The following is a 23,233-nucleotide window of genomic DNA, read 5'->3' on the forward strand; positions in this document are numbered from 1 at the left end:
AGCAGGTTCCACCGCCCCTCCACTTACATTGTTTACTAGTTAACTAAAATAATAGACCCACACGCGTCAGCGACAGTTTCAATCCAATTCTTGCCCTTATTCCATAATCTTATCTGGCTCGGCAACCTGATTGATCTTACTTTTGATATGCTTCTCGCTTCCTAGATAATATCTCTGAACCGAATGTAGTCGGTCATCAAGATTATATACAAGCGGAATACCCGTTGGGACGTTCAAATCAATAATCTCTTTTGAGCTGATATTTTCCAGAAACATGATTAATGCCCGTAGACTATTGCCATGTGCGGCGATAATGACATTTTCACCCGATTTGATCTGCGGTGCAATTTCCTTATCCCAATAATCCCTAACCCGAACAACCGTTTCCTTGAGGCTTTCCGTAATACGAACTGTTCTTCCTTAAGTAATCTGCCGGCATGTAAAGCCTCTTGAATTCCTTTATCCGACAAGTTTACATCCATCCAGCCTGTAAATAAATTTGCTTTGTTCCACAGACTTTCTCCATGTCTAATCAAAACCAATTTATGCATCTGTCTCCCATCCTTCCTGATGAACTCGGTTGGAACCCCATAATTCTGGACAGATGATAGAACTTACCCTATACTGCCTTCCATCTCCAGCTTGATGAGTCTGTTCATCTCAACCGCATATTCCATGGGCAGTTCTTTCGTGAACGGCTCGATGAAACCCATTACAATCATCTGGGTCGCTTCGTCTTCGGACAGGCCGCGGCTCATCAAGTAGAAAAGCTGGTCCTCGGATACCTTGGAGACGGTCGCTTCGTGTTCAAGCGTGACATTGTCGTTCATGATCTCGTTATAGGGGATCGTATCTGACGTGGACTCATTATCGAGAATGAGCGTGTCGCATTTGATGTTCGACTTAGCTCCGGAAGCTTTTCGTCCGAAAGAAGCCAGACCGCGGTACGTGACTTTACCACCGTGCTTGCTGATTGATTTCGATATGATAGTCGATGTTGTATCCGGAGCCAGGTGAATCATTTTAGCCCCGGCGTCTTGATGCTGTCCTTTGCCGGCGACCGCAATCGAGAGCACAGAACCTTTGGCGCCACGTCCTTTTAACAATACGGAAGGGTATTTCATCGTTAGCTTGGAGCCAATATTGCCGTCCACCCACTCCATTGTTGCGTTTTCTTCGGCTACCGCCCGCTTTGTCACCATGTTATAAATGTTGGGAGCCCAATTTTGAATGGTTGTATATCGCGCACGGGAATTTCTCTTACAGATAATTTCCACAACGGCACTATGGAGCGAGTTCGTGCTGTAAATCGGTGCCGTGCAGCCTTCTACATAATGCACAAAGCTGTCTTCTTCTGTAATAATGAGTGTCCTTTCAAATTGTCCCATGTTCTCCGAATTGATGCGGAAATAAGCTTGCAAAGGGACCTCGCATTTTATCCCTTTCGGGACATAGACAAAGCTTCCTCCTGACCATACCGCACTGTTAAGTGCAGCAAATTTATTATCGCTCGGGGGAATAATGGTGCCAAAATATTGGCGCAGCAGATCCGGGTGCTCGCGAAGAGCCGTATCCGTGTCTGTGAAGATGACCCCTTGTTCCTCCAGTTCTTTCTGGATGCTGTGATAGACGACTTCGGATTCATACTGGGCCGACACTCCGGCAAGAAACTTCTGCTCCGCTTCCGGTATACCAAGCTTGTCAAAGGTTTGCTTAATCTCAATCGGCACTTCCTCCCAGGTTTTTCCCTGCTTCTCGGAAGGCTTGACATAATATTGGATATCATTGAAATCCAGTGCTCGCAGATCGCCGCCCCATGCAGGCATCGGCATACTTTGAAACAAATCTAGCGACTTCAGTCGAAAGTCGAGCATCCAGCCGGGTTCACCCTTCATCTCCGATATGGTGGCAACAATCTCACGAGTTAGTCCCTTGCCGGATTGAAACACCGCTTGATGCGCATCTTTGAAGCCATACTGATATTCTCCCAGCTCCACCATTTCCTTGGCCATATGTTATCATCCTCCTTATTCAGATAGCTTGCTCGATCTATTCCTTGATTTGCCCCAGCTTTTGTTCCACCAGCGCTTGCATCTGAGTGGCTACACCTTCCAGCGGTACTTCGGCCACGACGGGAGCGAGGAAACCATACACGATTAACCGCTCGGCTTCTACGCGGCTTATGCCTCTGGACATCATATAATACAGTTGTTCCGAATTGACTTGTCCGACACTGGCGGCGTGACCGGCTTTCACATCGTCTTCATCAATCAACAGGATCGGATTGGCGTCGCCGCGCGCTTCGGGATGCAGCATCAATATTTTTTCTGTCTGCTGACCGTTCGCCCCGCTTGCCCCCTTCTCAATTTTGGTGATTCCATTCAATATCGCCGTTGACTGCTCTCTCATCACCCCCCTGATTACCATATCGCTTGGAGAATTCTTACCAAAATGAACCGTCCGGGCTGTGATATTCATCGTCTGACTGCCGGATCCCACCAGGATTGACTTTATATCCGAACCAGCCCCTTCGCCTTTGAGTACCGATGCTGTATCGCTCATCGACTTGCCCCAGTTCATTTCGCCAATCAACCAGTTCACTCTTCCGTCTTGTTCAACGATTGCACGCCGATAAGTCAGGTCGATCGAGTCTCTTTCCAGTTGGTGCAATGACACCACATTGACGGTTGCACCTTCGCCTACGAATACTTCCATAATGGCTTGATTCACCGCCACACTCTTATCTAGTGAGGACATTGTATTCTCCACCAGCGTTACGGAACTGTGATCCTCGGCTATCACTAAAACATGCGGCATAAAGAGCGTATCGGATTCGTCTACATAAAATAGCGTCTGCAGCGGGGTCTCTACATGTACCCCCTCAGGAATGTAAATAAAAGCTCCGCCCCTCCAGTGCGCGGCATGCTGCGCCGTAAGAAGATTCTCTTCTGTCCGCACGGCTTGCATGAAATAAGGCTTTACAAGTTCCGGATACTGCTGTGCCGCTGTTTCCAAATCGGTCAGAATCATTCCTTGCTTCTGTAACCCTTCTGACAGGTGCTTGATTAATGGGCCTGAATTCCGCTGTACCAGCAGATTGTCCGAATACACCCATTTTTTTATGGATTTCGGCAGTTCATCTAGAGACATCGCCAGCTCTGGCATACGGCAAATACCTTGCTGCTGTAAAGGCCAACGCTGCAGATTCGTCTTTTCAAGCTTGGGCAGCTGCAAGTTGCCGGCGGCATCCAATCCTCTCTTCCTCAAGATGGTCAGCCAATCCGGTTCCGCTTCATATGGTAGTTGCCCTGAACCCTGGTTCTCTGCACTGTACATTGTCATGTTACGGCTCTCCCCTTTCAGATACGCGGTGATTTGGTTTGCATCGGAATTTGAAACGACTCTTCTTCGTCCGGCGCCGCAGCTTCCTCTGTAATACCCAGCTCTTCTTTGATCCACTCATATCCGTCGGCTTCTAACCGCTCCGCTAATTCGGGCCCCCCGGACTTTACGATGGTTCCTTGCATCATCACGTGTACGAAGTCAGGCTTGATATAATTAAGCAGGCGCTGATAGTGCGTAATAATTAAAAATCCGCGGTCTGCACTGCGTAAAGCATTGACCCCTTCAGCAACGATGCGCAATGCATCAATATCCAGACCGGAGTCGATTTCATCCAGAATGACCATAGAAGGCTCAAGCATCATCATTTGCAAAATTTCATTTCGCTTTTTCTCCCCTCCGGAAAAGCCCTCGTTCAAGTAACGATGCATAAATTCCGGATTCATCTCCAGCGTCTGCATGCTTGCTTCCATCATCCGCACAAATTTGATCAACGAGATTTCCTGGCCTTCTTCACGCTTTACATTGATCGCACTACGCATGAAATCGGAATTTGTTACCCCCGTGATCTCACTCGGATATTGCATGGCCAGAAACAATCCCGCGCGTGCCCTTTCATCCACTTCCATCTCTAACAGATCTTCTCCGTTCAGCGTAACAATCCCCTCCGTTACTTCATACTTGGGGTGCCCCATCAAAGCCGAGGCCAATGTACTCTTCCCTGTTCCATTCGGTCCCATCACGACATGAATTTCTCCGCCATTTACCGTAAGGCTCAGACCTTTCAAGATTTCTTTCCCTTCTACTGCCGCCTTCAATTGTTCAATCGCAAGTCTCACTGTCATTTCATCGCCACTCCTTTTCGTATGCATCTTTCAATCGTATTCTTACAAAAACTACCGATCAGATACTTGTCCATATCAACGTATTTTCACTTTTCTAAATCTCGGTGGTCATCTCCAATCATCTCTATTTTGTTTACTAGTAAACATAATAAGTGATAATGATTCTCATTGTCAACAATAATTTGAGAAAATACCGTGGAGCTACCGGTCATGGAAAGCAAAAGTCCCGGGTTCCTTGACTAGATATCAGGTAATGCATAGGCTAAAATAGAATGAGCAACATGATGGTTTCATCAAATGAAAACTGAGTTAATTGAAGGAGTATCCATGAAAAAAGATAAGGAAATACTTCACGACCATGGACAAGATTTAAGCCATGCTTTAAAGCAAATGCCTGATGTGGAATATTTTCTGGACGGAGCCACTGTCTTTCAACAGCTATGCGATGGCTCACGTTTGCGAATCCTTTGGTTACTCTGTCATTGCGAGGAGTGTGGAAACAATATTTCAGCCGCTCTTGGCATGAGTGCCGCGTCTGTTTCTCATCACTTGAAATTGCTGAAGCTCCATGGTCTCATCAAAAGCAGACGTGCGGGGAAAGAAGTTTATTATTCTCTTGCCGACAATGAAAGGGCACGTTTGGTTCATCAAATGATCGATGATTTTTTTCAAATGACTTGTCCGAAAAAAGGACTTGCAGATCACAACCTCAATCGATAAAAAGGAGGCGTGTTACTCACGGAATTTATCCGATAACACCCCCCTCGACATTAAGCCAGCACTCTTTCATCTTGTTCTCGGACTGCTGTTTTTCGCGTATTGAGTTTTTTAACGTTGAGTGCTCGGATTGCGTTGATAATTGCAATGACGGATACTCCAACATCAGCGAATACGGCTCCCCACATGGTTGTAATGCCAAGCGCTCCCAGAACCAGTACAATGCCTTTGACACCCAGAGCAAAAATGATGTTTTGTTTGACGATACGGAGCGTCTTTTTGCTTATCTTCATCACTGTGGCGATTTTGGATGGCTCATCGGTCATGATCACAACATCCGCAGCTTCGATCGCCGCATCGGAACCCAAGCCGCCCATGGCTATGCCGATATCGGCGCGAGCAAGAACGGGTGCGTCATTGATGCCGTCACCGACAAAGGCCAGTTTTCCGTGGGTGCTCTTCTCCTTCATTAATTCTTCCATTCGTTCAACTTTATCCGCAGGCAATAGTTCAGTATATGCTTTGTCCAATTTGAGCGTAGCGGCAACCTTTTTCCCTACGGCATCGGCATCACCGGTCAGCATGACGGTCTGCTTGATTCCTGCCGATCTCAAAGCTGCGATAGCGTGCGGGGCGTCCTCCTTAATTTCATCCTCAATGAGGATATATCCCATGTACTCATTGTTTACAGCCAGATGAACTACGGTACCTACAAGTTTCTTATCTTTGTAGAATATATGTTCACGTTTCATGAGCTTGGCGTTGCCCGCCAACACGACTTTGCCATCGATCACAGATTTCACGCCATGGCCGGCGATTTCTTCGATATCTTTGATGCGGGAGGAATCAATGGTTCTGCCAAATGTCTTCTTGATGCTCTGTGCGATGGGATGGTTGGAGTAATCCTCCGCATATGCCGCCAATTCCAATAACTCCTGATCGGTCATTTTATCGGAATGCATCTCACTGACGACGAAGCTGCCTTTTGTCAGCGTACCGGTTTTATCAAATACGACCATCTCTGTTCTAGCCAAAGCCTCAAGATAGTTGCTGCCCTTCACCAAAACGCCGGATTTGGATGCCCCGCCGATTCCGCCGAAAAAGCTGAGAGGTACCGAGATAACCAAAGCACAGGGACAGGAAATGACAAGGAAGGTCAGCGCTCGTTCAACCCACATACCGAATGACTGACCCGTGATAAGCGGTGGAATGGTGGCCAAAATGACCGCCGCGAAAACAACGATCGGGGTATAATATCGAGCGAATTTTGTAATAAAGTTTTCACTTTTGCTCTTTTTGTCGGAAGAATTCTCAACCAGCTCCAGTATTTTTGCTATCGTGGACTGGCTGTATACTTTGTTCACTTGAATGGTCAGTTTACTGGTTTGGTTGATGCAGCCGCTAATCACATGTTCTCCAGCATGTACTTCCCGCGGAACTGACTCACCCGTAAGAGCTGAAGTGTCGATTGCGGAAAAACCGTCAGTAACAACTCCATCCAGAGGAATTCGCTCGCCAGGCTTCACAACAACGATTTCATTAACTTGTACTTCTTCTGGGTCGACCTGTATCATTTCCCCATTTCTTAGCAAATTGGCATAGTCGGGACGAATATCCATCAGTTCGGAGATGGACCTGCGGGATTTTGAAACGGCATAGGATTGGAACAGTTCGCCCACCTGATAAAACAGCATAACGGCAATACCTTCCGAATACTCACCAAGACAAAATGCTCCGATCGTGGCCACTGACATCAAGAAGTTCTCGTCGAAGACTTGTCCTCGCGAAATGTTTCTCACCGCTTTCCAAATGATGTCTCCTCCAACGATGAGATATGTGGCGAAATATAGCAGGAATTCAGCGATGCCCTCTAACTTTAGCAGTAGTGCCGCTACGAAACCAACAGATGCAATAAGGATACGTACTAACTGTTTTACTTCCTTTTTTGACATGTCTCTCTCCTCCTCCTATTTGAAAATGCAGCGGCTGTATTTATCACAATCACTGCTGTCTCAAATAGCGCAATTTCTACCTAAGCATCAATGGATACATCCGGTTCGAGTTTTTTTATGATCTTCTTGGATTCTTCAAGAACGGCGTTGAATTTATCCTCTGGAGCCTCCAAAATCATCCTTTGTCCCATAAAGTTAACTTTAACCTCAGTAACATCAGTCAACTTGCGAATACCATTTTCGATCTTCGCTGCACAATTCGCACAATCCAGATTTCTCAGCTTATAGGTCTTTTTCATAAAAACTACTCCCTTCAAATATCAAACTTTTTCCATTCAATCAAACGATACATCAATCAAATGATCGTTTGATTGATTAAAAGTATGATCCTCTTCATTATTTTTTTCAATAGAATTTGGAAAGTGAATCCGTTTGGACTAAAAGTTCGACGGAATGGAATAACTCTATCGATATTGGGTGTGAACGAACTCACACGAACCGGTTGATTTCTGATTGAAGCCCAGTTTCTTGGAATTTGTCAGTTTTGAATTCGTGTATATTAAGATGGTGAAAATAGAAATTAAATCGGGGGAGAAACAAACCTATGGAGGAATTTGCTCTTTCACATATCAGTACAGGAACGATTGTAGCACGGAACCATGATCATAATGTTTACCAGTTGGCTCCTAAGCATGGGCAAGGTACTGCCTCCGTTCATGCTGTAATGCCTGGTGTTGAAGTGATTAGCTTAAACTTTCAGACGAGTCGGTATATACCAACCATTCACTCCAAGCGCAACATACTGGAATTAAATCACTGTAAAGAAGGACGAGCCGAGTGTAAAATGAACGACGGGTGCCTGCAATATATAGGCGAAGGTGATTTGTTCATGAACACAATGAGCAACCACAGTCAATGTATTGAACTTCCATTGGGTTACTATAAAGGGATAAACATTACGATTGATTTGGAAAAGTTTGCAGGACACTTATCGGAATATCTGCCTGATTTTCCAATTGATGTTCCAGAAATAGCTCATCGCTTCTTTTTAAACGATGCGTGCTTTTTTATTCAAGCAAAGGAAGAGATCCAGCATATCTTCTGTGGTATGTATTCGGTTCCTATAGAGGCCAGAACCACTTATTTCCGCCTTAAAGTACTCGAGATTTTAATATATCTTTATTATTTTGATGTCGTCAGCGAGAAACAAAAGACCATTTATGCCCGACAGCAAGTTGATATTATCAAACAGATTAAAAAGAAAATGATCCAAAATCTTGAACAAAGATTTACGATTGAAGAACTAGCACAGCAATACTGTATCAGTCCTACTGTACTCAAGACCACTTTCAAAGGAGTATATGGCGTCTCCATCGCGGCATATATGAAAGAGTATCGTATCAGGCAGGCAGCTTCTATGTTACATAAGACTCAAAAAAGTATCGGGGATATTGCTCTGGCGGTGGGATACAAAAGTCAGAGTAAATTCGGAGCTGCTTTTAAAGAGATTTATGAAATGAGTCCTCTCGAATACCGAAGCAAACATTAAATCAATGAATATGAATTTTGGTTATTCCGAAAAAAGAGATTGCCGCAGCGATCTCCTTTTGAACGATGAGCCTTACAGGACCCATGCCCAGCTATTCGTAAAAATCCAATATACAAGCAGCGCCGGGACCTGGTTGCTGCTTGTTGACCTAAAGTGGCAGTCAGCAAGCCAGTCGGGGCAATCGCCAGTCTCTTTACAAGATCTAATGTATATAAAAAGCCTGTTTGCCCCTACGATACGGTGGTTGCAAACAGGCTTTTTGAATCCGCTTAGATCGTGATATGTCTTCGTTCAATGCCAACCACAGCACCGCCAACCCGTACCTGGTTGATTTCACCGCTATCGCTCAGGCGCAATCCTACCTTGATTTCAGAAGGACAATCCATCGAATACCCTTGCCTGAACTTGACGTTCTCCACTTCCCGCAAAGATCGTTGGCCATGTTGGTACAAATAGCTGAGCAGGGCACCGTTGGATGTTCCTGTCGCGCTCTCCTCGGGAATATCGTACAGCGGCGCAAAATTCCGGCACTCCGCAGCAGCATCGTCTGGCGTATCCAGCGTGAACAGATGATATCCAACCACATCATATTTTTCGCTTATGGCGGTTATAGCGTCAAAATTTGGCTTAACCTCATTCAAGAGCTTCCTGCTGCGAATCGGAATCAAAATGTCCCGCAGCCCCGTGGAAACAATCTGGATGGGCAACCCGGATTCCAGATCCTCGGCATCCATCCCCAAAGATGGGGCGATTTCCTCACAGGATATCCTTTCAAGAAAATGTGGTAAAACCTGTGACAAATAAACAAAACCCTCGGAGCTAATAGCGACATCCAAAATCCCTGCCTTGGTTTCTATCGTATAGGAGGTCCCTTCCTTTGCCAAACCCAGCGAATGCATTAGTCCAAATGCAGCAATCGTGGCGTGTCCGCACAGATCAACTTCGCTGGCGGGGGTGAGATAGCGGATTTTGTAATCCGCAAGCAAGGATTTTTCCATGAAGGCCGTCTCCGAAAAGCCCAATTCCTTCGCTATGAGTTGCATTTCGGCAGCATCCAGTGAAAGGCCATCTTCCAAGACAACGCCTGCTGGATTACCGCCACGCTCCCCTTTTGCAAACGCATTTAACGTATACACTTCCACATTCATGTTCCGCTCGTCCTCTCCTTATCAGGTCCATTACACCACGGACAGCTATGCCGACCTTCAACATTTGCACAAGCTCGCCGTTTTCCGAACAGACCGGACTCTCTTGCTCTTTGAATCGGAACCCGTCTCGATAGCATCCCGTATCCTTAACGTTCAATATGAATCCCCTTCCATTTCAAACAATTTGTAACTATCCAGCCGGAGAATCTGTAGGTACAACTAATTGGACCATTAATAAAGAAAAATAAGACGACTATATTTAGCACTACGCTGCCCGTTAGTGTAGTGCTCCCTCGAAAGACTGAGATCCAGCTACTACAAATAAAGCAATCTTCTTGGCGACTTCCTCTTTATTCGTGGTGACGCTACCTTTGGCCCATTGCAAGGCACCTTCATGAATGATTTGTGCAAAAATAGGCACAAACATGTTCTTTTCGTTATCGTTATACATTTGTTTCAAACTTTTCGACAAAAAAGCCTTCAATTCATTTAGTATTTTTTCTTGCATTTGAGGTAAGACCAAGCCACCATAGCTGCTGCGACATTCAATGTTCGGTTGTTGATAGAAATCAGATACCGCTAAAATGAGTTGATATATACTGTCCTGATCGAATTTCACAACACCTGAAGTATGGTTTTTGATAGAAGCTGAGGCGAAATCCCCCATAATAAAATCGATTAAATCGTATTTATCATTAAAGTGTGCATAGAATGTAGCCCGATTAACCTGCGCTCCCCTTGTTATATCCGCTATTGTAATTTTTTCAAAATCCTTTTTAGAAGCCAAATTGAAAAAAGCATTAATCAATGATTGTTTTGTTTGAGTCATTCGTATATTCCTTGCTTTTGTCGCCATATCCTTCACCTCTAACCCAACAATTTATTATTCTTGTGGCTATAGCAACATTCGCACAGGGTTGTTGATTGTTGCATTAAACCTTTGGCTGTATAGTTTTCATTAAAGCAACATATGTTTCTTTTAATATATCATAGATAAGGAGCTAACGAATAATGAAAACTATTGTCATCGTTGGTGCAGGTCTTGGATTAGGTTTGTCTCTAGCCAAAAAATTCGGAAAGAATGGATTTAGGGTAGCAGTGATTGCACGTAACCCTGAGAAATTAGCAATTATCGAACGTGAACTAAGAGGACTAAATATTGAAACGCAATCTTTTGTAGCGGATGTTACGGACTTAGCTGCTTTAAAACAAGCCATTCAAGCAGCTAAACAAGAGTTTGGTTCGATTGATGTACTAGAATTTAGCCCTTATGCCAGGGAGGATAAGTTCACAAACGTGCTGGAAACTACGCCTCAAAGTGTATTAGATATAATGAAAAGTTATTTGCTGGCCGGCGTTCTTTCCGTTAATGAGGTTCTACCGGATATGATAAATAACGGTTCTGGTGCAATTTTATTTACAACAGGCGTATCAACTATGTTCCCTTTACCTTATGCCGGGAATGCCGGAATCGTTGGGGCTGGTATTCGTAATTATGCCGCAAACCTGCACAATGAGTTGAAAGAAAAAGGTGTGTTTGTCGGACATCTTTCAATCGGAGCCATGATACAACCCGGAACAGAAGGGGACCCCGATGTTATTGCTGAAGCTTGGTATAATTTATATGAGAAAAAGGACCATTTTGAAGAAATATTCCCTCCAGGGCTTGATCCAACTAATATTCTTGGTGAAAATTAATACGAAAGAGATAAGACAACTATTGAAATGATAGTTGTCTTATCTCTTTTAATGCCTAGAGCAATCTCAAATCGACAATCGGAACATGTTTTTGTCCCTCGACAGGACTGTCTACAACCATATCCATTGTTCCATTGACATATTGGATCAAACAGTGAATGCATCAAGAGATGCGTTGTTTAATTATAATGTCTAATACCATATTGTTTACGCTTTGCCCGCTACCTCCTCGATTTGTTTCAGCCACGTCGTACGCGTCGCCTCGTCGGAGCTCGGTACGGACTCGAAAAATACATGGTGCAACACCTCCATACCGCAATATTCAAATATTCCTTTGTCGGATGTCAATATTAACGCTTTGTCCATACCGCTAGCTGCATATTGGGCATGTGATTTCCCTAGCGTGTTGATGATTATGGCTTTTTTGCCTTTCAGCAATCCTTTCTGCTCCCCATTCACATAACGATAGGCAAATCCGTAAGTAAAAACCCGCTCAATAAAACCTTTGACGATTGCAGGCAGTCCGGTCCACCAGATCGGATAGATGAAGGTAATCACGTCAGCCCATTTCAGATACTCCTGCTCCTGCTCAATGTCTTCACCTACGCCGCCTAGTATCTCGCTACTGCTAATGACGGGCTGGAACTCCATCGCATATAAATCGCGTACGATAATCTCATGTCCTTTTTGACGGAGGCTTCGAACGGTAGTTTCCAAAATAGCATGGTTAAAGCTTACTTTTCTCGGATGGGCATACACGATCAAATGGTTCATAGGGATATCTCCTCTCATTTAGCGCTTCAAATTGTGATGATTATTGATTGATCAATTACATTTACATAAAAACAGCACATACCTCGATCTGTACATCTGTAATACCACCTGCTCCAATACATGGACGACAAGACTCCCCTCGCCTCCCCTCAAGTCTTGTCTGATGACTTAAAGAACCCGTAAATCTAGTCAGTGAGATTAAGAGAATCTAAACGACACGCACCTCAAGATAAGTCGCTTGTCGATATTTGAATATGGATATTCAGTAATTGATCAATCACTAACATGTTGACTATTTTATGTCTTCTTTCTCTGAAATGCAACTCATATTTCGTCATTTTTACATAAAATTTCATAATTCCATAGTTTGAGGCCCTCTGTAAATGAATAAACTTGTCGCGATTTCATATTCGACGTTCAACCCACTGCCTTAACAGTATCATGTCAGTAATGTATATTTGACTCAAATACAATTATATAAAATACAAAGTCACTAATTTAGCGACTTTGTATTTGGGCATAATCAAATTTTGATGTTAGTTCGTTCAATCTGAGATTCTATTACATCATATAGAGCAAGTTTATAGTTTATTTTATCTAAATTAAAATATAGCTCTCTTATGCTTTTCTCAATTTCTTTTTTATGATGGAGCATCATCATTTTTCGTTCCGAAATCGTCGAATCTCCTTCTTTATACAAGTAGACATACTTCTGAATTTGAGCAATCGGCATTCCTGTTGCTCTAAGCGCAGTAACGAAGTGAATCCAGCTTAAATCATTTTCGTCATATAACCGCTTCCCATTTTCATTTCTCTTCACATGCGGAAGCAGCCCCTCCTTTTCGTAATATCGAAGTGTGGGAGCCGCTATTCCTGTCAATTCAGTCACTTTCTTTATTGTCAACATAAATAAAACTCATCACCTCCTATTAAAGTAAACTTTAATTGATTTTTTGGCAAATCTAATTAAAAACCAAATTGACGCTGTAAAAAGAAGAGAAAAATATGATGAAATCAAATATTTCACTGGTTCAATTATACACTAATTTTTTCAGTGAAAATGTCTTGACTTAAAGTAAACTTTATCATCTATGATAACAATGCAATTAAAAAATGAGTTCTGGAAGGATGAAGTTACAATGAATAATATCTCAATCGTCACTGGTGGTAGCCGTGGACTTGGTCGCAATACTGCCATCAGTATTGCCCGTCATGGCGGTGACGTCATCTTGACCTATCGTAGCCAAGCAGAAGAAGCAAAGTCTGTTGTTGCTGAGATCGAATCTTTGGGTCGTAAAGCAGTGGCATTACAACTTGATGTTGGAAATATTGCCAGCTTTGCGGCCTTTGCTGAGACAGTACGTTCGACCCTGCGGTCAACGTGGGATAGTGACACTTTCGATCATTTAGTGAATAATGCCGGCCACGGAGAAATGATAGACTATGCCGAAACTACTGAAGCTCAGTTCGACGGCCTGTTCAATGTGCATGTCAAAGGCGTATTTTTCTTGACCCAGGCTCTTCTGCCGCTTCTTGCAGATGGTGGTCGTATCGTGAACTTCTCATCGGGACTCACTCGCGTTTCTTATCCTGGCTTCTCTGCCTATTCCGCCGCAAAGGGTGCGGTCGAGATTCTAACCATCTATTTGGCCAAAGAACTTGGTCACCGAGGTATAACCGCCAATACTATTGCACCTGGTGCAATCGAAACCGATTTTCTAGGAGGTTCTGTACGCGACATACCTGCTTACAATGACACGTTTGCCTCGATGACTGCCCTTGGTCGAGTCGGCGTACCCGAGGACATTGGTCCTGCAGTCGCCAACCTACTTGGATCCGACAATCGCTGGATTAATGCACAGAGAATCGAAGTTTCGGGTGGTCAGAATATCTGATCGCAAGTAATAGCTGCAAAGACAATCCGTGAAACTAGAGCTGTTGCCGAACGAATACGACCATATTGTGTGTCTAAGGATAGTGTCAGCTATGCTTCCTATGATCCACTCTATTCCAACTATTCTATCCTTAGTTCAAGAAGCAAAGGCAGCCGATCTCTTGGTCGACTGCCTTTGCTTCTTTAGGGGTATCTTTTCCTGATAATTCAATAAACCGTAATTCACTTGGTTAAGCCAATAGATCAATAATCAATATCATGAGTAATAACGATTTTGCGTTACCCCTACCTTGCCTACATATCCACCTTTTGCATATTGCCGCGCTTTTGCAGTGATTTCATTTTGAGGTTTACAAGTGCAATACCTATGATAATTAGAATAAGTCCCACCACCATCTTGGTCGTAATCGTTTCTCCCAAAAAGAGAACGCTGATCACGATCGCAATGAGCGGGACCAGAAAATTAAACGATCCGATTTTGCCGGCTTCGCCCGATCTGACAAGCAGAAAGAAAACGAGCCAGGTCAAGGCCGTACAGAAGATTGCAATAACCGATAAAGTCGAGATAAACGTTTGGTTCCAAGCGATATCCGTCCAGTTTTCAACGGTAGTACCCGCTATCAACAATACAATTCCACCAAAAATCATCTGAAGGGTAGTCAACCAGATTGCATCGACTTTAGTAGATGTTTTCTTCATATAAATCGTACCGAATGTCCAAGTAATCGTGCTGGCTAAACCAAGCAAGATACCAACGGTCGAAATATTTCCAGAGCCATCGTTTATGCTGATAACAGCGACTCCTATAAAGCCTAGAACCAAGCCGACTATTTTGAAAGCGTTCATGGATTCGCCTAACCACAACCAAGCTCCGATTCCGAGAAGAACGGGCTGCATGAACACGATCGTCGAAAATAGACCGGCAGGCATCATATTCAATCCGAACGTTTGAAAACCGAAAAAGAGAATGATATTCAGTAATCCGGAGATTAGGTAAATATGCCAAGTATGCTTCAAATTAAGATATCTATAACGCGGCAAAGCGAAAAGAAGCAGAATGAGACCTCCGATCGTGATCCTCAAGCCGGCAAAAAGCAATGGGGGTGCAAACTCGAGTGCATATTTGGACAACGGCCAGTTCACTCCCCACATTGCGACTAAAAAGGTTAACAGGATAACAGTAAGTGTTCGCGAAAGTTGCATTTATCTTCAGCGCTCCTTTGTGTAATGTTGATTACCATGGTACAATAGATCAACTTATAAATAAAATGCATGTTTATTATGAAGGAGATATCATAATTGTTATGACACATTCGCAATTGATGTTGTTTGTGAAAATAGTCGAGACTGGTAGCTTTACCAAAGCCGGTGAGCAATTAAATATGACACAACCTGCCGTCAGCCGAGCCATCTCAACGCTTGAATCGGAATTAGGAGTCACTCTCATGATTCGTGAACGAAAAAGCGGGGTTATCCTCACCGATATCGGCTTGCGCTTGCTTGCCATATTCAGAGAGATTTTGCATGGATACAATAAGGTAGAGCAGGAGGTAACCGCTGAAAAAGGGTTTGAAGTTGGCACCGTTCGTGTCGGGGTGTTCCCGATTGTGTCCGCGCACTTCTTGCCGAAATTATTGCGAATCATTGGGGAGAAGCATCCGGGGCTGACATTTGAACTGTTTGAAGGAACCATCGAAGAGATTAAAAAATGGCTAGAATCCAGAATAATCGATGTCGGTTGGATTATACCGCCGGGCAACGAGCTTGAAACGATTCCGTTCTTTCGAGATGAATTATGCCTGGTCCATCGGGATGATCATCCCTTGCAAAGCCGCCAAACCATTCATATTACGGATCTGGATAATGAACCTATGATTGTGTGCAAAGGCGGGTTTGTAACGCCGATTTTTGAGCTATTTAAGCAATTCCGAACCACGTTGTACGCCAAATATAACGGTCACAACATAAATACGGCGTTGAGCATGATTCAAGAAGGCTTGGGAATCTCGATCGTATCGAAAACTTCTTTGTCGCTATCTACACTGCCACCTAATGTCCGCATCCGGACCATTAATCCGCAGCCCTATAGAGACATTCACTTGGCAGTTCCTTCATTAAAGGAGGCTTCACACGGGGTGAAACTGTTCCTCCAGACTGCAAAGGAGCTTTATTTATCCGGGGATCGGTTCCACTAATGTTCAATTATCGCGCTTGGCAGAAGATTCAGTTCCCCAAATAATTAGTATTTTTAAAATCCTCAGCAATAGTTCTTTCTGTACTAGTTCGATTTCGAATATCAATGCTTAAGACATCTTGTTCTATTAGCATTTTGTTCAGCATTTAAAGGCAAAAGCATAGATGTAGCTGTAGCGATGAGGGGTTCATAGTTGATTACAAAGGCCAAAGTAGATGAAAATTAGAGGAACAAACCGTTTAAACAAGACATTCCCTCCAGCATTTTGTGTATTATACCCTTGTTTTATATTAGCGACTTTCAATGGGAACATGATCCTGTCCCCCGACATAAATCTTTCTCTCCACCCCACTGAACAAAAATTTTGCCCTACTTCTGGTAAGGTTCCCCGTATCATCTATAGCGCAGTTTGGTGCGACTAAACGGTAAGCCTATTCGAAACCGCCCATCCGATCACCGGATGGGCGGTTCTTAGTTCCTACTTCTCCTGCTCCTTTATCACCTGCTCAATCCCGAGCAGAATCAACTTCAAGCCGAACTCGAACGCCTTGTCGGTCCCCATCAGTTCGAACAGCCCGTTCGTGAACATTCTCCGGAACAGTCCCGCATCCGTCTCGCTCATAGAATCCAGAAGGCGAGTCATTTCCTCACCCGGAAGCGCCCCCGCTCCATGGTCCTTAAGAATCGCGGAGACATTGCGCTGGTGCTCATAATCATCCAGAACGAAGTTGAAGACATAATTCATAATCGTAAGTACCGTTTGTATTTTTTGCTCTTGCTCAAGCGGCGTCGATTCCACGCAGAGCAGCATACGGTTGGTGAACCGGATGATGTCCGGTTCGTGGGGCAGCGTCGACATCATGAGCTGCGTGGAGCAGGGATACCGGCTGAGCACGCTTCGGACCGTTACCGCAAGTCCCTTCAGTTGCTCCTTCCAGTCCCCCTCGGAGCGGTACTCATCCAGAATGATTTTTGATACCTGGTTGGCCAGTCGCTGGTAGAGATTCTGCTTGCTCTTAAAGTACCAGTATATAGATGGAGCCTGAATCCCTAGCCTAACGGCCAATCGTCTCATGCTGAATTTCTCGATCCCCTCCTCACCAAGTAACTCCCACGAGGCTTCCAAAATCCTATCCTCCGAAATCTGAGGTTGCTGTTTTTTCATCGTTATCCGCCCTTTATCTAACAGTGTAAGTTTATACTTTACAGGTTCATAGGATCATGATATCATCTAACACTGTAAGGTTCAATCTAACACTGTAAGATTGAACCCAAAATAAATAAAGAAAGTAGTGACCCGCATGGATGCAGAAAACTTCCATTACTTTGAAAAAGCCCCGGTCGCAAAAGCCGTAGCTCATTTCGCTGTACCTATGATGCTAGGCACGTCAATGAGTGTCATCTATTCCATCTTGAATGCCTATTTCCTTGGTACACTTCACAATACCGCCATGTTAACCGCACTCGCGTTAACCTTGCCGTTATTCGCAATTATTATGGCGCTAGGCACCTTGATTGGCATGGGTAGCGGTACATTCATCTCCCGTTTGCTCGGTGAGAAAAAATATGATGATGTAAAGCAAGTATCTTCATTCGCTTTTTACAGCAGTTTGGTTCTCGGTCTAATTGTGATGGCCGTCGGTCTTCCGTTGATCGATCCTATCATTTATGGCCTGGGGGCAACGCTTGACTCCTTTGGATTCACGAAGGACTATGTCACGATTATGCTTATCGGTTCACCAATCGTCGTATTATTCTTCACGCTCGAGAATATCGTGCGCTCGGAGGGTGCAGCGATCACATCGATGATCGGTATGATTCTCAGTGTGGTCGTCAATATTATTCTCGATTCGTTCGTCATCTTCGTGTTTCATTGGGATGTGATTGGCGTTGCGTCTGCTACGGTCATTTCCAACTTGGTTGCGAGTGCATTCTACGCCTTCCATATTGGATACAAGAGCCAGTTCTTAACCGTCTCCGTAAAATGGTTCAAGGCTTCCAAGGAGATTCTGAGCAATGTATTCAAAATCGGAGTTCCCGTCTTTATTATGAGTATCTTTTTGGGTGCAATGTCGCTCATCTTAAATCGTTTTCTTATTGAATATGGAGATCCGGCCGTAGCGGCTTACGGAATTTCATCACGTTTATTGCAATTTCCTGAGTTTGTTTTGATGGGCTTATGCGAGGGAGTCGTGCCGCTCATTGCCTTTTCCTTTACAGCGAATAAATTACGGATGAAGCAAACCATTGGATTTACAATCAAAACGATTGTGGCGTTAGCCATCGTATTCGGTGTCATCGTCTATCTGATTTCCGACCACTTAATCGGTTTATTTGCGAATGACCCGCAATTAATTGAAATGGGCAGCTACATTTTGCATGTGACATTCTTATCCTTATTCATTACAGGAATGACCACGTTGTTTACGGGGATTTTCCAAGCAACAGCGCAAGGAACGGCCGCGTTTATTATGTCCGTTATTCAAGGAGTTACTCTGATTCCTGTGCTCTATATCGCCAATTGGATGAACGGCTTCCACGGGGTGATCTGGTCGCTCGTCATTGCAGATGCCGTCGCATTCCTTGTCGGCGCCATCATGCTGTATGTTTTGCGGAACAAATTGCAGCCGGATTTGGATCGTTTAGTACAGTAAATCCAATACCTTAACACGCAAGAAGGCAGGATAAAGGCAACTCATGCTCCTGCCTTTTCTGGATAAGGTGAAGCAGAAAGTTTCGCCTTCACATGTAGTAAAGCTCAACGAGTTTGATCTTCAATTATCCTGCCCGTTAGCTTAATGAAATTGCATGTGAACATAGTTAGATACTTATCTAATCGGTAATAGGCTCATGTTCTTGTCCATTACGGCAATCGGTACAAGCTCTTGTCTTTGGCGAACCTTAGCCTAGCAAAGGTTTTTCCTTTTCTTTCATGATTTTATATCAGCTTCCAATTCTAAGATGTTTTACATTCTACTGCCCCTATGGTTGCTCTATATGTTTCAACACAACCCAAAATTCCGCTAAGAAGCTATGCTTGATAATCTACAGGTTTTTGTTACCTTACTCCTGTTTGATCCGATTCATTAAATTCAAAATATCCTCCATTTCGGTCAGTTCACCTTCATGTCTGTCAATAATTGTACCCTCCTCATCGATCAGCAGTGTTAGCGGCATGCCGACCACTTGATATGCTTGTTTAATTTTGAGGTCGCTGTCCATGACGATAGGAAATTCGAGTTCATAACGTTCAACGAATTTTTGAACTGCTCCTGATTTCTCACCAACGTTAACTGCAAGCATATCAACGCCTGCAAGCTTATATGCCTCGTTCAGTAGCGGCAGTTCATTGACACAAGGATTACACCAAGATGCCCAGAAATTGATTAATACGCGTTTACCTTTATAATCCGTTAATCGTACTTGTTTCCCCTCAAGATCCATTGAGGAAAACGGCGGTGCGATATCCCCCACACCGGCATGACTTTGGGGAGCGTCTTGGAATCGGAATACTGCATATACTCCACCGAGTAGGATAACAACCAATAACAAATACTGAATGATTCTGCGTATTATAATATTCAATATAAACTCCTCGCCCACTATGTAGACAAACTCCTTGAACTTTTATCTCCTAATATAAAGCCTTAGAAAAAGTGGAATTGTCACTACTATAATTTTTCTTCGTGTCTGGAGAATCCTCCAGAGATCCCAAACAACTCTCTAAATACTTCCTGCATCCCCTCGGTTTCGTTTGTTAGGTGGATGTCATCCCTCTTTCTGTCTAGAATCACGTTCCCATCCCGTAAAAAAACGATGCGATCCGCCAATGCTTCCGCAATTTCCAATTGATGCGTTGAAAAGAGAAGCGTTTGCCCATTAGATACTGCTTGACGCACAAGCGTTATGAAGGTGTTCATCCAGTAAGGGTCCAGACCGTTGGTGGGTTCATCCAGAACCACCAGTGGTGGTTCTGCTAACAGCGCTTGTGCAAACAACACCCGCTGCCTCATGCCCTTGGAGAAGGAAGCTACGGGTTTACTGCCTGTATCCGATAAGCCGACCATCGAGAGCACCTCTTTGGCGCGAGTATTCCCAAGACCGCGAAGCCTTGCCCAAAACAGCATAGTCTCCATGGCTGTTAATCCTGGACTAAACCGATAATCATCCGGCATATATCCAATTTGCCGAGCATAATTTTGTCTGTTTTCCTGCCAATCGTGACCGTTTACGGAGATGGATCCCCTCGTCGGACGTAGAATACCGGCCACCATGCGAAGCAACGTGCTTTTTCCCGCACCGTTCCCCCCGCACAGAGCAACGGCCTCCCCTTGTCTGATATGCAGCTGTAAATCCTCAATGACCGTCTTTCCCTTAAACGATTTGTGAACCCCATCGAACCGAACCAGATGATTATCCACGACTTCTTCCCCTTTCCCATAATCCAAAAGAGATGGTCAACATGGTGCCGATCCAGAGCAACATCACGCCAATAAACACCGGGGTACCCCAAGTGGAACGAATCCATACCATCCAATCGTAATACTCCGGCCCGTGCGTCGAGCCTCCACCTAATTTGACGACGGTAAACAGACGCGTCAATTCTGCAGGATTAAGAAATGTCAATGTAGTGACGGCCGGTTTGATCCAGGGGTATGGCATCATGCCGAGCAATGCAATGAGAATAGATGGCCATGCAATGATGGCAAAAAACCAGACACCCACCGCGATCGTAAGTGCTTGCCAACGATTGCGGGCGAGTGTACCGATCAGCATGGCCAATCCGAGGAAAAACAGGGATAAACCTATTGAAAAGACCAGAAGCTGCTGATAAGTCAAAAAATCAAAACCACTACCCGAAAGCCAGCTGGCTGCTCCCGACAATCCAAATCCAAAGGAAACAATGGATAACAAGACGATGGAAAGCCCGATATACTTGCCAGCCAGAAAAGACCAGGTACCCAGCGGATAAGTTGAGAGAAGCTCCCAGTTGCCCTCTTCCTTCTCGCCTGTTAAGGAAAAAGAGCCCAACATCAGCGCCATCAAAGGAAGCAAATATAAGGCCAGGTTTAACATGGTGCCGCTAGTGCCGGAATATCCGCTTACATAACCTTGCGAGTTAATAATCAATAAACTTACCATAAACATGGCGAAAAGGGCCATGAATGAATAGGCCCATGGATTTCGAAAGCCAATTTTCATTTCTCTTACAGCTACATAACCCATTTCACTCACAAGCCGTGTCCTCCGGTTGCTGGTTGCTCATCGGCGCTGTGGTCAGGCATATCATCACCAGGCTCCTGATCCGGTGCATGATCATGACCGTGCTCCCCTCCCATATCCATCATATCCCGATTGACTTCCCACGAGTGATTGGCGAGATCTTCTGCCGTCATGAGTTTACCTTTGCCTTGTTCTTCAATATAAGCTGTGGCATCCGCCTCTTGTTCAAACGAGACGATTCCATAAGCCATTGGTGTTTGATATGAAGGATCATAGGCATAGTATGCTTTTTCATAACGGAGCCATTGTTTGCTGTTAAAATCTCGGACGAATTCTGCGCCGATCGTATCGGTTCCGTTCTCTTTCTTCCACGTATTTAAACAGCCGATATCATCAAATTTGAGAGATTGACCGTCCTTTGTTATAATCTGAGTCGCATATTGGTCGTCTTTGACGGCCATCTTGCAGATGACACATACATCCGTATTTTCGTTGATAGCCTGCGGCTCATACTTCTCTCTTCCGCAAGCAGATAGTATCATCAAGATAGCAACCATAATTAAGGTTAGTTGAATCCCTTTTCTCATGTATTTCGTCTCCTCATCGATAAAATTAAAATGGCTGTACAGCCTAGCAGTATGAACCCCATAAGTCCGGTCTTTATTAAACCTACCTGGTCTCCGCCTCGATCATCGTTACCGGGCGGAACCATTAGCGGGGCCTTATCCATAGTCCAGCGATCTCGATCCGTCTGGTAGAGTCCTTCCAGGAATACCATGCCCGGTGATTGAAAAAACAATTGAAATGCTGGTCGCTTTTTTGTGAGTCCCTGGAAAAACGGATTCATTCCATATGTTATATCGCTGATCCCGTCTCCATCCGCATCGATACCCCGAAAATTGTCCCAATAATTCTCTGTAATCCGATTTTCCTCACTGCCTCGTGCCTGTGCATCCGACACATTACTAATAAATTGGTTGCCTTTGATAGAATTGGCACTTGACTCCAGCAACTGCATACCGACAAAATTGTAACTTACTCTGTTGTTCTTCAAGATATTTCCGGTTGATAGTTCCACATACAGGCCAACCCGATTGCCCTCAACCGTATTATTTGTCACGGTCGTCTCGTGTGTGTCATATAGCAGAATTCCTTGCGAATTTACGTTCTGGCTTTGCTTCGTGAACACATTCCCGACAACAGATACTTGCCGAGCAGTCATCACCATGGCCCCTGTCACATTTAGGTTGCCTATGTTCCGCTCGATGATGGTCCGATTTGTGTACATGCAGTGAACGCCATAACGAGAGCGTTCGATTACATTACCTGAGACGAGGATATCATCGCTGCTTTCCATATAAATGCCGTCATGTACATCACGAATCGTATTGTCGGTTATTTTCCAACGATGCCCATTGAATATATCTACGCCATTGCCTTTGTCGGCCATTTTCACGCCATCTGCCATCCAATCGATTGTATTATTCGTCAAGCTACCTTCGTTTGCGTCACGTACTGATATTCCATCTCCACCAGTCTGGATATGCAGCCTATCCACGACAGCTCGATGACCCTTGACGAGCACAGTCGGCGTTTCCTTGACCATGACATCGGTGATGCGGAGTCCGGCAATCGTTGTATTGTCAGCTTCTATCGTGATGGCCGGTAGGTCACTCATATTACTCAGTTCTATCGTGCCACCTTCTTCCGGTCGTATCGTCAACTGCTTGTTAATGGTAATCGGGCCATGGTAATTGCCGGATTTCAATATAAGCGTATCTCCTGGCTTGGCTTGGTCCAATAAAGCTTGCAAATTAAGCCATTTGTCTTCTGCTCTTACTGGACTGCTATTCAATAACGCCAAAAAAAACCAGAGTAAAAAAAGGGGCATCATGTT

At 44.4% G+C, this 23,233-nt stretch carries 20 protein-coding genes and 2 pseudogenes; 6 read left to right on the top strand and 16 right to left on the bottom strand.

Annotation, left to right across the window (positions count from 1 at the left end; all coding sequences use genetic code 11):
• Positions 1-96: 96 nt before the first annotated feature.
• The 4 genes and pseudogenes from MKX98_RS16245 to sufC all read right to left on the bottom strand — a co-directional run bounded on the left by MKX98_RS16245 (position 97) and on the right by sufC (position 4,187).
• A pseudogene (locus MKX98_RS16245) lies at positions 97-551 on the bottom strand (2,3-bisphosphoglycerate-dependent phosphoglycerate mutase).
• 63 nt (positions 552-614) lie between these two features.
• Positions 615-2,012, bottom strand: coding sequence for a Fe-S cluster assembly protein SufB (gene sufB / locus MKX98_RS16250; RefSeq protein ID WP_113061828.1), 1,398 nt, complete (start codon positions 2,010-2,012; stop codon positions 615-617).
• Positions 2,013-2,049: 37 nt separating this feature from the next.
• Positions 2,050-3,342 carry a Fe-S cluster assembly protein SufD gene (gene sufD / locus MKX98_RS16255; protein WP_220685245.1) on the bottom strand — a complete coding sequence of 431 codons (1,293 nt, stop codon included), beginning with the start codon at positions 3,340-3,342 and terminating at the stop codon, positions 2,050-2,052.
• Positions 3,343-3,359: 17 nt separating this feature from the next.
• Complete coding sequence (sufC, locus tag MKX98_RS16260; protein ID WP_220685244.1) at positions 3,360-4,187, bottom strand: Fe-S cluster assembly ATPase SufC; 828 nt, start codon at positions 4,185-4,187, stop codon at positions 3,360-3,362.
• A 327-nt stretch (positions 4,188-4,514) separates the two neighbouring features.
• On the opposite strand from sufC, the gene MKX98_RS16265 reads away from it, so the two are divergent.
• On the top strand, positions 4,515-4,907 hold the full coding sequence (locus tag MKX98_RS16265) for a metalloregulator ArsR/SmtB family transcription factor (protein ID WP_113061825.1): 393 nt from the start codon (positions 4,515-4,517) through the stop codon (positions 4,905-4,907).
• Between the two features lie 50 nt (positions 4,908-4,957).
• On the opposite strand, the pseudogene MKX98_RS16270 reads toward MKX98_RS16265, so the two are convergent.
• A pseudogene (locus MKX98_RS16270) lies at positions 4,958-7,155 on the bottom strand (heavy metal translocating P-type ATPase).
• A 305-nt stretch (positions 7,156-7,460) separates the two neighbouring features.
• Between MKX98_RS16270 and MKX98_RS16275 the strand changes: the two are divergent.
• On the top strand, positions 7,461-8,405 hold the full coding sequence (locus tag MKX98_RS16275; RefSeq protein WP_194542703.1) for an AraC family transcriptional regulator: 945 nt from the start codon (positions 7,461-7,463) through the stop codon (positions 8,403-8,405).
• A gap of 269 nt (positions 8,406-8,674) precedes the next feature.
• Here MKX98_RS16275 and MKX98_RS16280 read toward each other — a convergent pair whose 3' ends face one another.
• Both MKX98_RS16280 and MKX98_RS16285 read right to left on the bottom strand, forming a co-directional pair.
• Positions 8,675-9,553, bottom strand: a complete 879-nt coding sequence (locus MKX98_RS16280; RefSeq protein WP_194542704.1) for a PhzF family phenazine biosynthesis protein — start codon at positions 9,551-9,553, stop codon at positions 8,675-8,677.
• Between the two features lie 277 nt (positions 9,554-9,830).
• Positions 9,831-10,409, bottom strand: coding sequence for a TetR/AcrR family transcriptional regulator (locus tag MKX98_RS16285; RefSeq protein WP_194542705.1), 579 nt, complete (start codon positions 10,407-10,409; stop codon positions 9,831-9,833).
• A 155-nt stretch (positions 10,410-10,564) separates the two neighbouring features.
• Between MKX98_RS16285 and MKX98_RS16290 the strand changes: the two genes are divergently transcribed.
• The gene (locus MKX98_RS16290; protein WP_194542706.1) at positions 10,565-11,251 is read left to right on the top strand and encodes an SDR family NAD(P)-dependent oxidoreductase; all 687 of its coding nucleotides are present in this window, start codon (positions 10,565-10,567) and stop codon (positions 11,249-11,251) included.
• Between the two features lie 207 nt (positions 11,252-11,458).
• On the opposite strand, the gene MKX98_RS16295 is transcribed toward MKX98_RS16290, so the two are convergent.
• Both MKX98_RS16295 and MKX98_RS16300 read right to left on the bottom strand, forming a co-directional pair.
• Positions 11,459-12,025, bottom strand: coding sequence for an NAD(P)H-dependent oxidoreductase (locus MKX98_RS16295; RefSeq protein ID WP_194542707.1), 567 nt, complete (start codon positions 12,023-12,025; stop codon positions 11,459-11,461).
• A 523-nt stretch (positions 12,026-12,548) separates the two neighbouring features.
• Positions 12,549-12,932, bottom strand: a complete 384-nt coding sequence (locus MKX98_RS16300; protein ID WP_194542708.1) for a MerR family transcriptional regulator — start codon at positions 12,930-12,932, stop codon at positions 12,549-12,551.
• Between the two features lie 232 nt (positions 12,933-13,164).
• On the opposite strand from MKX98_RS16300, the gene MKX98_RS16305 reads away from it, so the two are divergent.
• On the top strand, positions 13,165-13,920 hold the full coding sequence (locus tag MKX98_RS16305) for an SDR family oxidoreductase (protein ID WP_113061840.1): 756 nt from the start codon (positions 13,165-13,167) through the stop codon (positions 13,918-13,920).
• Positions 13,921-14,213: 293 nt separating this feature from the next.
• Here the strand turns inward: MKX98_RS16305 and MKX98_RS16310 are convergent, their stop codons facing one another.
• On the bottom strand, positions 14,214-15,122 hold the full coding sequence (locus tag MKX98_RS16310; RefSeq protein WP_074961910.1) for a DMT family transporter: 909 nt from the start codon (positions 15,120-15,122) through the stop codon (positions 14,214-14,216).
• A 101-nt stretch (positions 15,123-15,223) separates the two neighbouring features.
• Between MKX98_RS16310 and MKX98_RS16315 the strand changes: the two genes are divergently transcribed.
• Positions 15,224-16,114, top strand: a complete 891-nt coding sequence (locus MKX98_RS16315) for a LysR family transcriptional regulator (protein ID WP_113061842.1) — start codon at positions 15,224-15,226, stop codon at positions 16,112-16,114.
• A gap of 477 nt (positions 16,115-16,591) precedes the next feature.
• On the opposite strand, the gene MKX98_RS16320 is transcribed toward MKX98_RS16315, so the two are convergent.
• The gene (locus MKX98_RS16320; protein ID WP_194542710.1) at positions 16,592-17,278 is read right to left on the bottom strand and encodes a TetR/AcrR family transcriptional regulator C-terminal domain-containing protein; all 687 of its coding nucleotides are present in this window, start codon (positions 17,276-17,278) and stop codon (positions 16,592-16,594) included.
• A 136-nt stretch (positions 17,279-17,414) separates the two neighbouring features.
• On the opposite strand from MKX98_RS16320, the gene MKX98_RS16325 reads away from it, so the two are divergent.
• Positions 17,415-18,767 carry an MATE family efflux transporter gene (locus MKX98_RS16325; protein ID WP_339224128.1) on the top strand — a complete coding sequence of 451 codons (1,353 nt, stop codon included), beginning with the start codon at positions 17,415-17,417 and terminating at the stop codon, positions 18,765-18,767.
• Positions 18,768-19,176: 409 nt separating this feature from the next.
• Here MKX98_RS16325 and MKX98_RS16330 read toward each other — a convergent pair whose 3' ends face one another.
• The 5 genes from MKX98_RS16330 to MKX98_RS16350 all read right to left on the bottom strand — a co-directional run bounded on the left by MKX98_RS16330 (position 19,177) and on the right by MKX98_RS16350 (position 23,200).
• The gene (locus MKX98_RS16330; RefSeq protein WP_339224130.1) at positions 19,177-19,716 is read right to left on the bottom strand and encodes a redoxin domain-containing protein; all 540 of its coding nucleotides are present in this window, start codon (positions 19,714-19,716) and stop codon (positions 19,177-19,179) included.
• Between the two features lie 68 nt (positions 19,717-19,784).
• Positions 19,785-20,534, bottom strand: coding sequence for an ABC transporter ATP-binding protein (locus MKX98_RS16335; protein ID WP_194542712.1), 750 nt, complete (start codon positions 20,532-20,534; stop codon positions 19,785-19,787).
• Positions 20,527-21,348, bottom strand: coding sequence for an ABC transporter permease (locus tag MKX98_RS16340; RefSeq protein ID WP_339224132.1), 822 nt, complete (start codon positions 21,346-21,348; stop codon positions 20,527-20,529). Before MKX98_RS16340 ends, MKX98_RS16335 begins: the two co-directional genes overlap by 8 nt.
• Positions 21,345-21,923 (bottom strand): nitrous oxide reductase accessory protein NosL, encoded by a 579-nt coding sequence (locus MKX98_RS16345; RefSeq protein ID WP_339224134.1) that lies wholly within the window; start codon positions 21,921-21,923, stop codon positions 21,345-21,347. The genes MKX98_RS16340 and MKX98_RS16345 overlap by 4 nt, the downstream gene beginning before the upstream one ends.
• Positions 21,920-23,200 (bottom strand): NosD domain-containing protein, encoded by a 1,281-nt coding sequence (locus tag MKX98_RS16350; protein WP_339224136.1) that lies wholly within the window; start codon positions 23,198-23,200, stop codon positions 21,920-21,922. The genes MKX98_RS16345 and MKX98_RS16350 overlap by 4 nt, the downstream gene beginning before the upstream one ends.
• Positions 23,201-23,233: the final 33 nt, after the last annotated feature.

Origin of the sequence: Paenibacillus sp. FSL W7-1332 (genome assembly GCF_037969785.1) — a bacterium.
Lineage (GTDB): Bacteria > Bacillota > Bacilli > Paenibacillales > Paenibacillaceae > Paenibacillus_AQ.

Excerpts from the sequence above, each read along its gene's own strand:
- MKX98_RS16305 (WP_113061840.1), top strand. The coding sequence starts at position 13,165 with ATGAATAATATCTCAATCGTCACTGGTGGTAGCCGTGGACTTGGTCGC.
- sufB (WP_113061828.1), bottom strand. The coding sequence starts at position 2,012 with ATGGCCAAGGAAATGGTGGAGCTGGGAGAATATCAGTATGGCTTCAAA.
- MKX98_RS16310 (WP_074961910.1), bottom strand. The coding sequence starts at position 15,122 with ATGCAACTTTCGCGAACACTTACTGTTATCCTGTTAACCTTTTTAGTC.
- MKX98_RS16275 (WP_194542703.1), top strand. The coding sequence starts at position 7,461 with ATGGAGGAATTTGCTCTTTCACATATCAGTACAGGAACGATTGTAGCA.
- MKX98_RS16295 (WP_194542707.1), bottom strand. The coding sequence starts at position 12,025 with ATGAACCATTTGATCGTGTATGCCCATCCGAGAAAAGTAAGCTTTAAC.
- MKX98_RS16265 (WP_113061825.1), top strand. The coding sequence starts at position 4,515 with ATGAAAAAAGATAAGGAAATACTTCACGACCATGGACAAGATTTAAGC.
- MKX98_RS16315 (WP_113061842.1), top strand. The coding sequence starts at position 15,224 with ATGACACATTCGCAATTGATGTTGTTTGTGAAAATAGTCGAGACTGGT.
- MKX98_RS16300 (WP_194542708.1), bottom strand. The coding sequence starts at position 12,932 with ATGTTGACAATAAAGAAAGTGACTGAATTGACAGGAATAGCGGCTCCC.
- sufC (WP_220685244.1), bottom strand. The coding sequence starts at position 4,187 with ATGACAGTGAGACTTGCGATTGAACAATTGAAGGCGGCAGTAGAAGGG.
- MKX98_RS16280 (WP_194542704.1), bottom strand. The coding sequence starts at position 9,553 with ATGAATGTGGAAGTGTATACGTTAAATGCGTTTGCAAAAGGGGAGCGT.
- MKX98_RS16320 (WP_194542710.1), bottom strand. The coding sequence starts at position 17,278 with ATGAAAAAACAGCAACCTCAGATTTCGGAGGATAGGATTTTGGAAGCC.
- MKX98_RS16290 (WP_194542706.1), top strand. The coding sequence starts at position 10,565 with ATGAAAACTATTGTCATCGTTGGTGCAGGTCTTGGATTAGGTTTGTCT.
- MKX98_RS16325 (WP_339224128.1), top strand. The coding sequence starts at position 17,415 with ATGGATGCAGAAAACTTCCATTACTTTGAAAAAGCCCCGGTCGCAAAA.
- MKX98_RS16345 (WP_339224134.1), bottom strand. The coding sequence starts at position 21,923 with ATGAGAAAAGGGATTCAACTAACCTTAATTATGGTTGCTATCTTGATG.
- MKX98_RS16285 (WP_194542705.1), bottom strand. The coding sequence starts at position 10,409 with ATGGCGACAAAAGCAAGGAATATACGAATGACTCAAACAAAACAATCA.
- sufD (WP_220685245.1), bottom strand. The coding sequence starts at position 3,342 with ATGACAATGTACAGTGCAGAGAACCAGGGTTCAGGGCAACTACCATAT.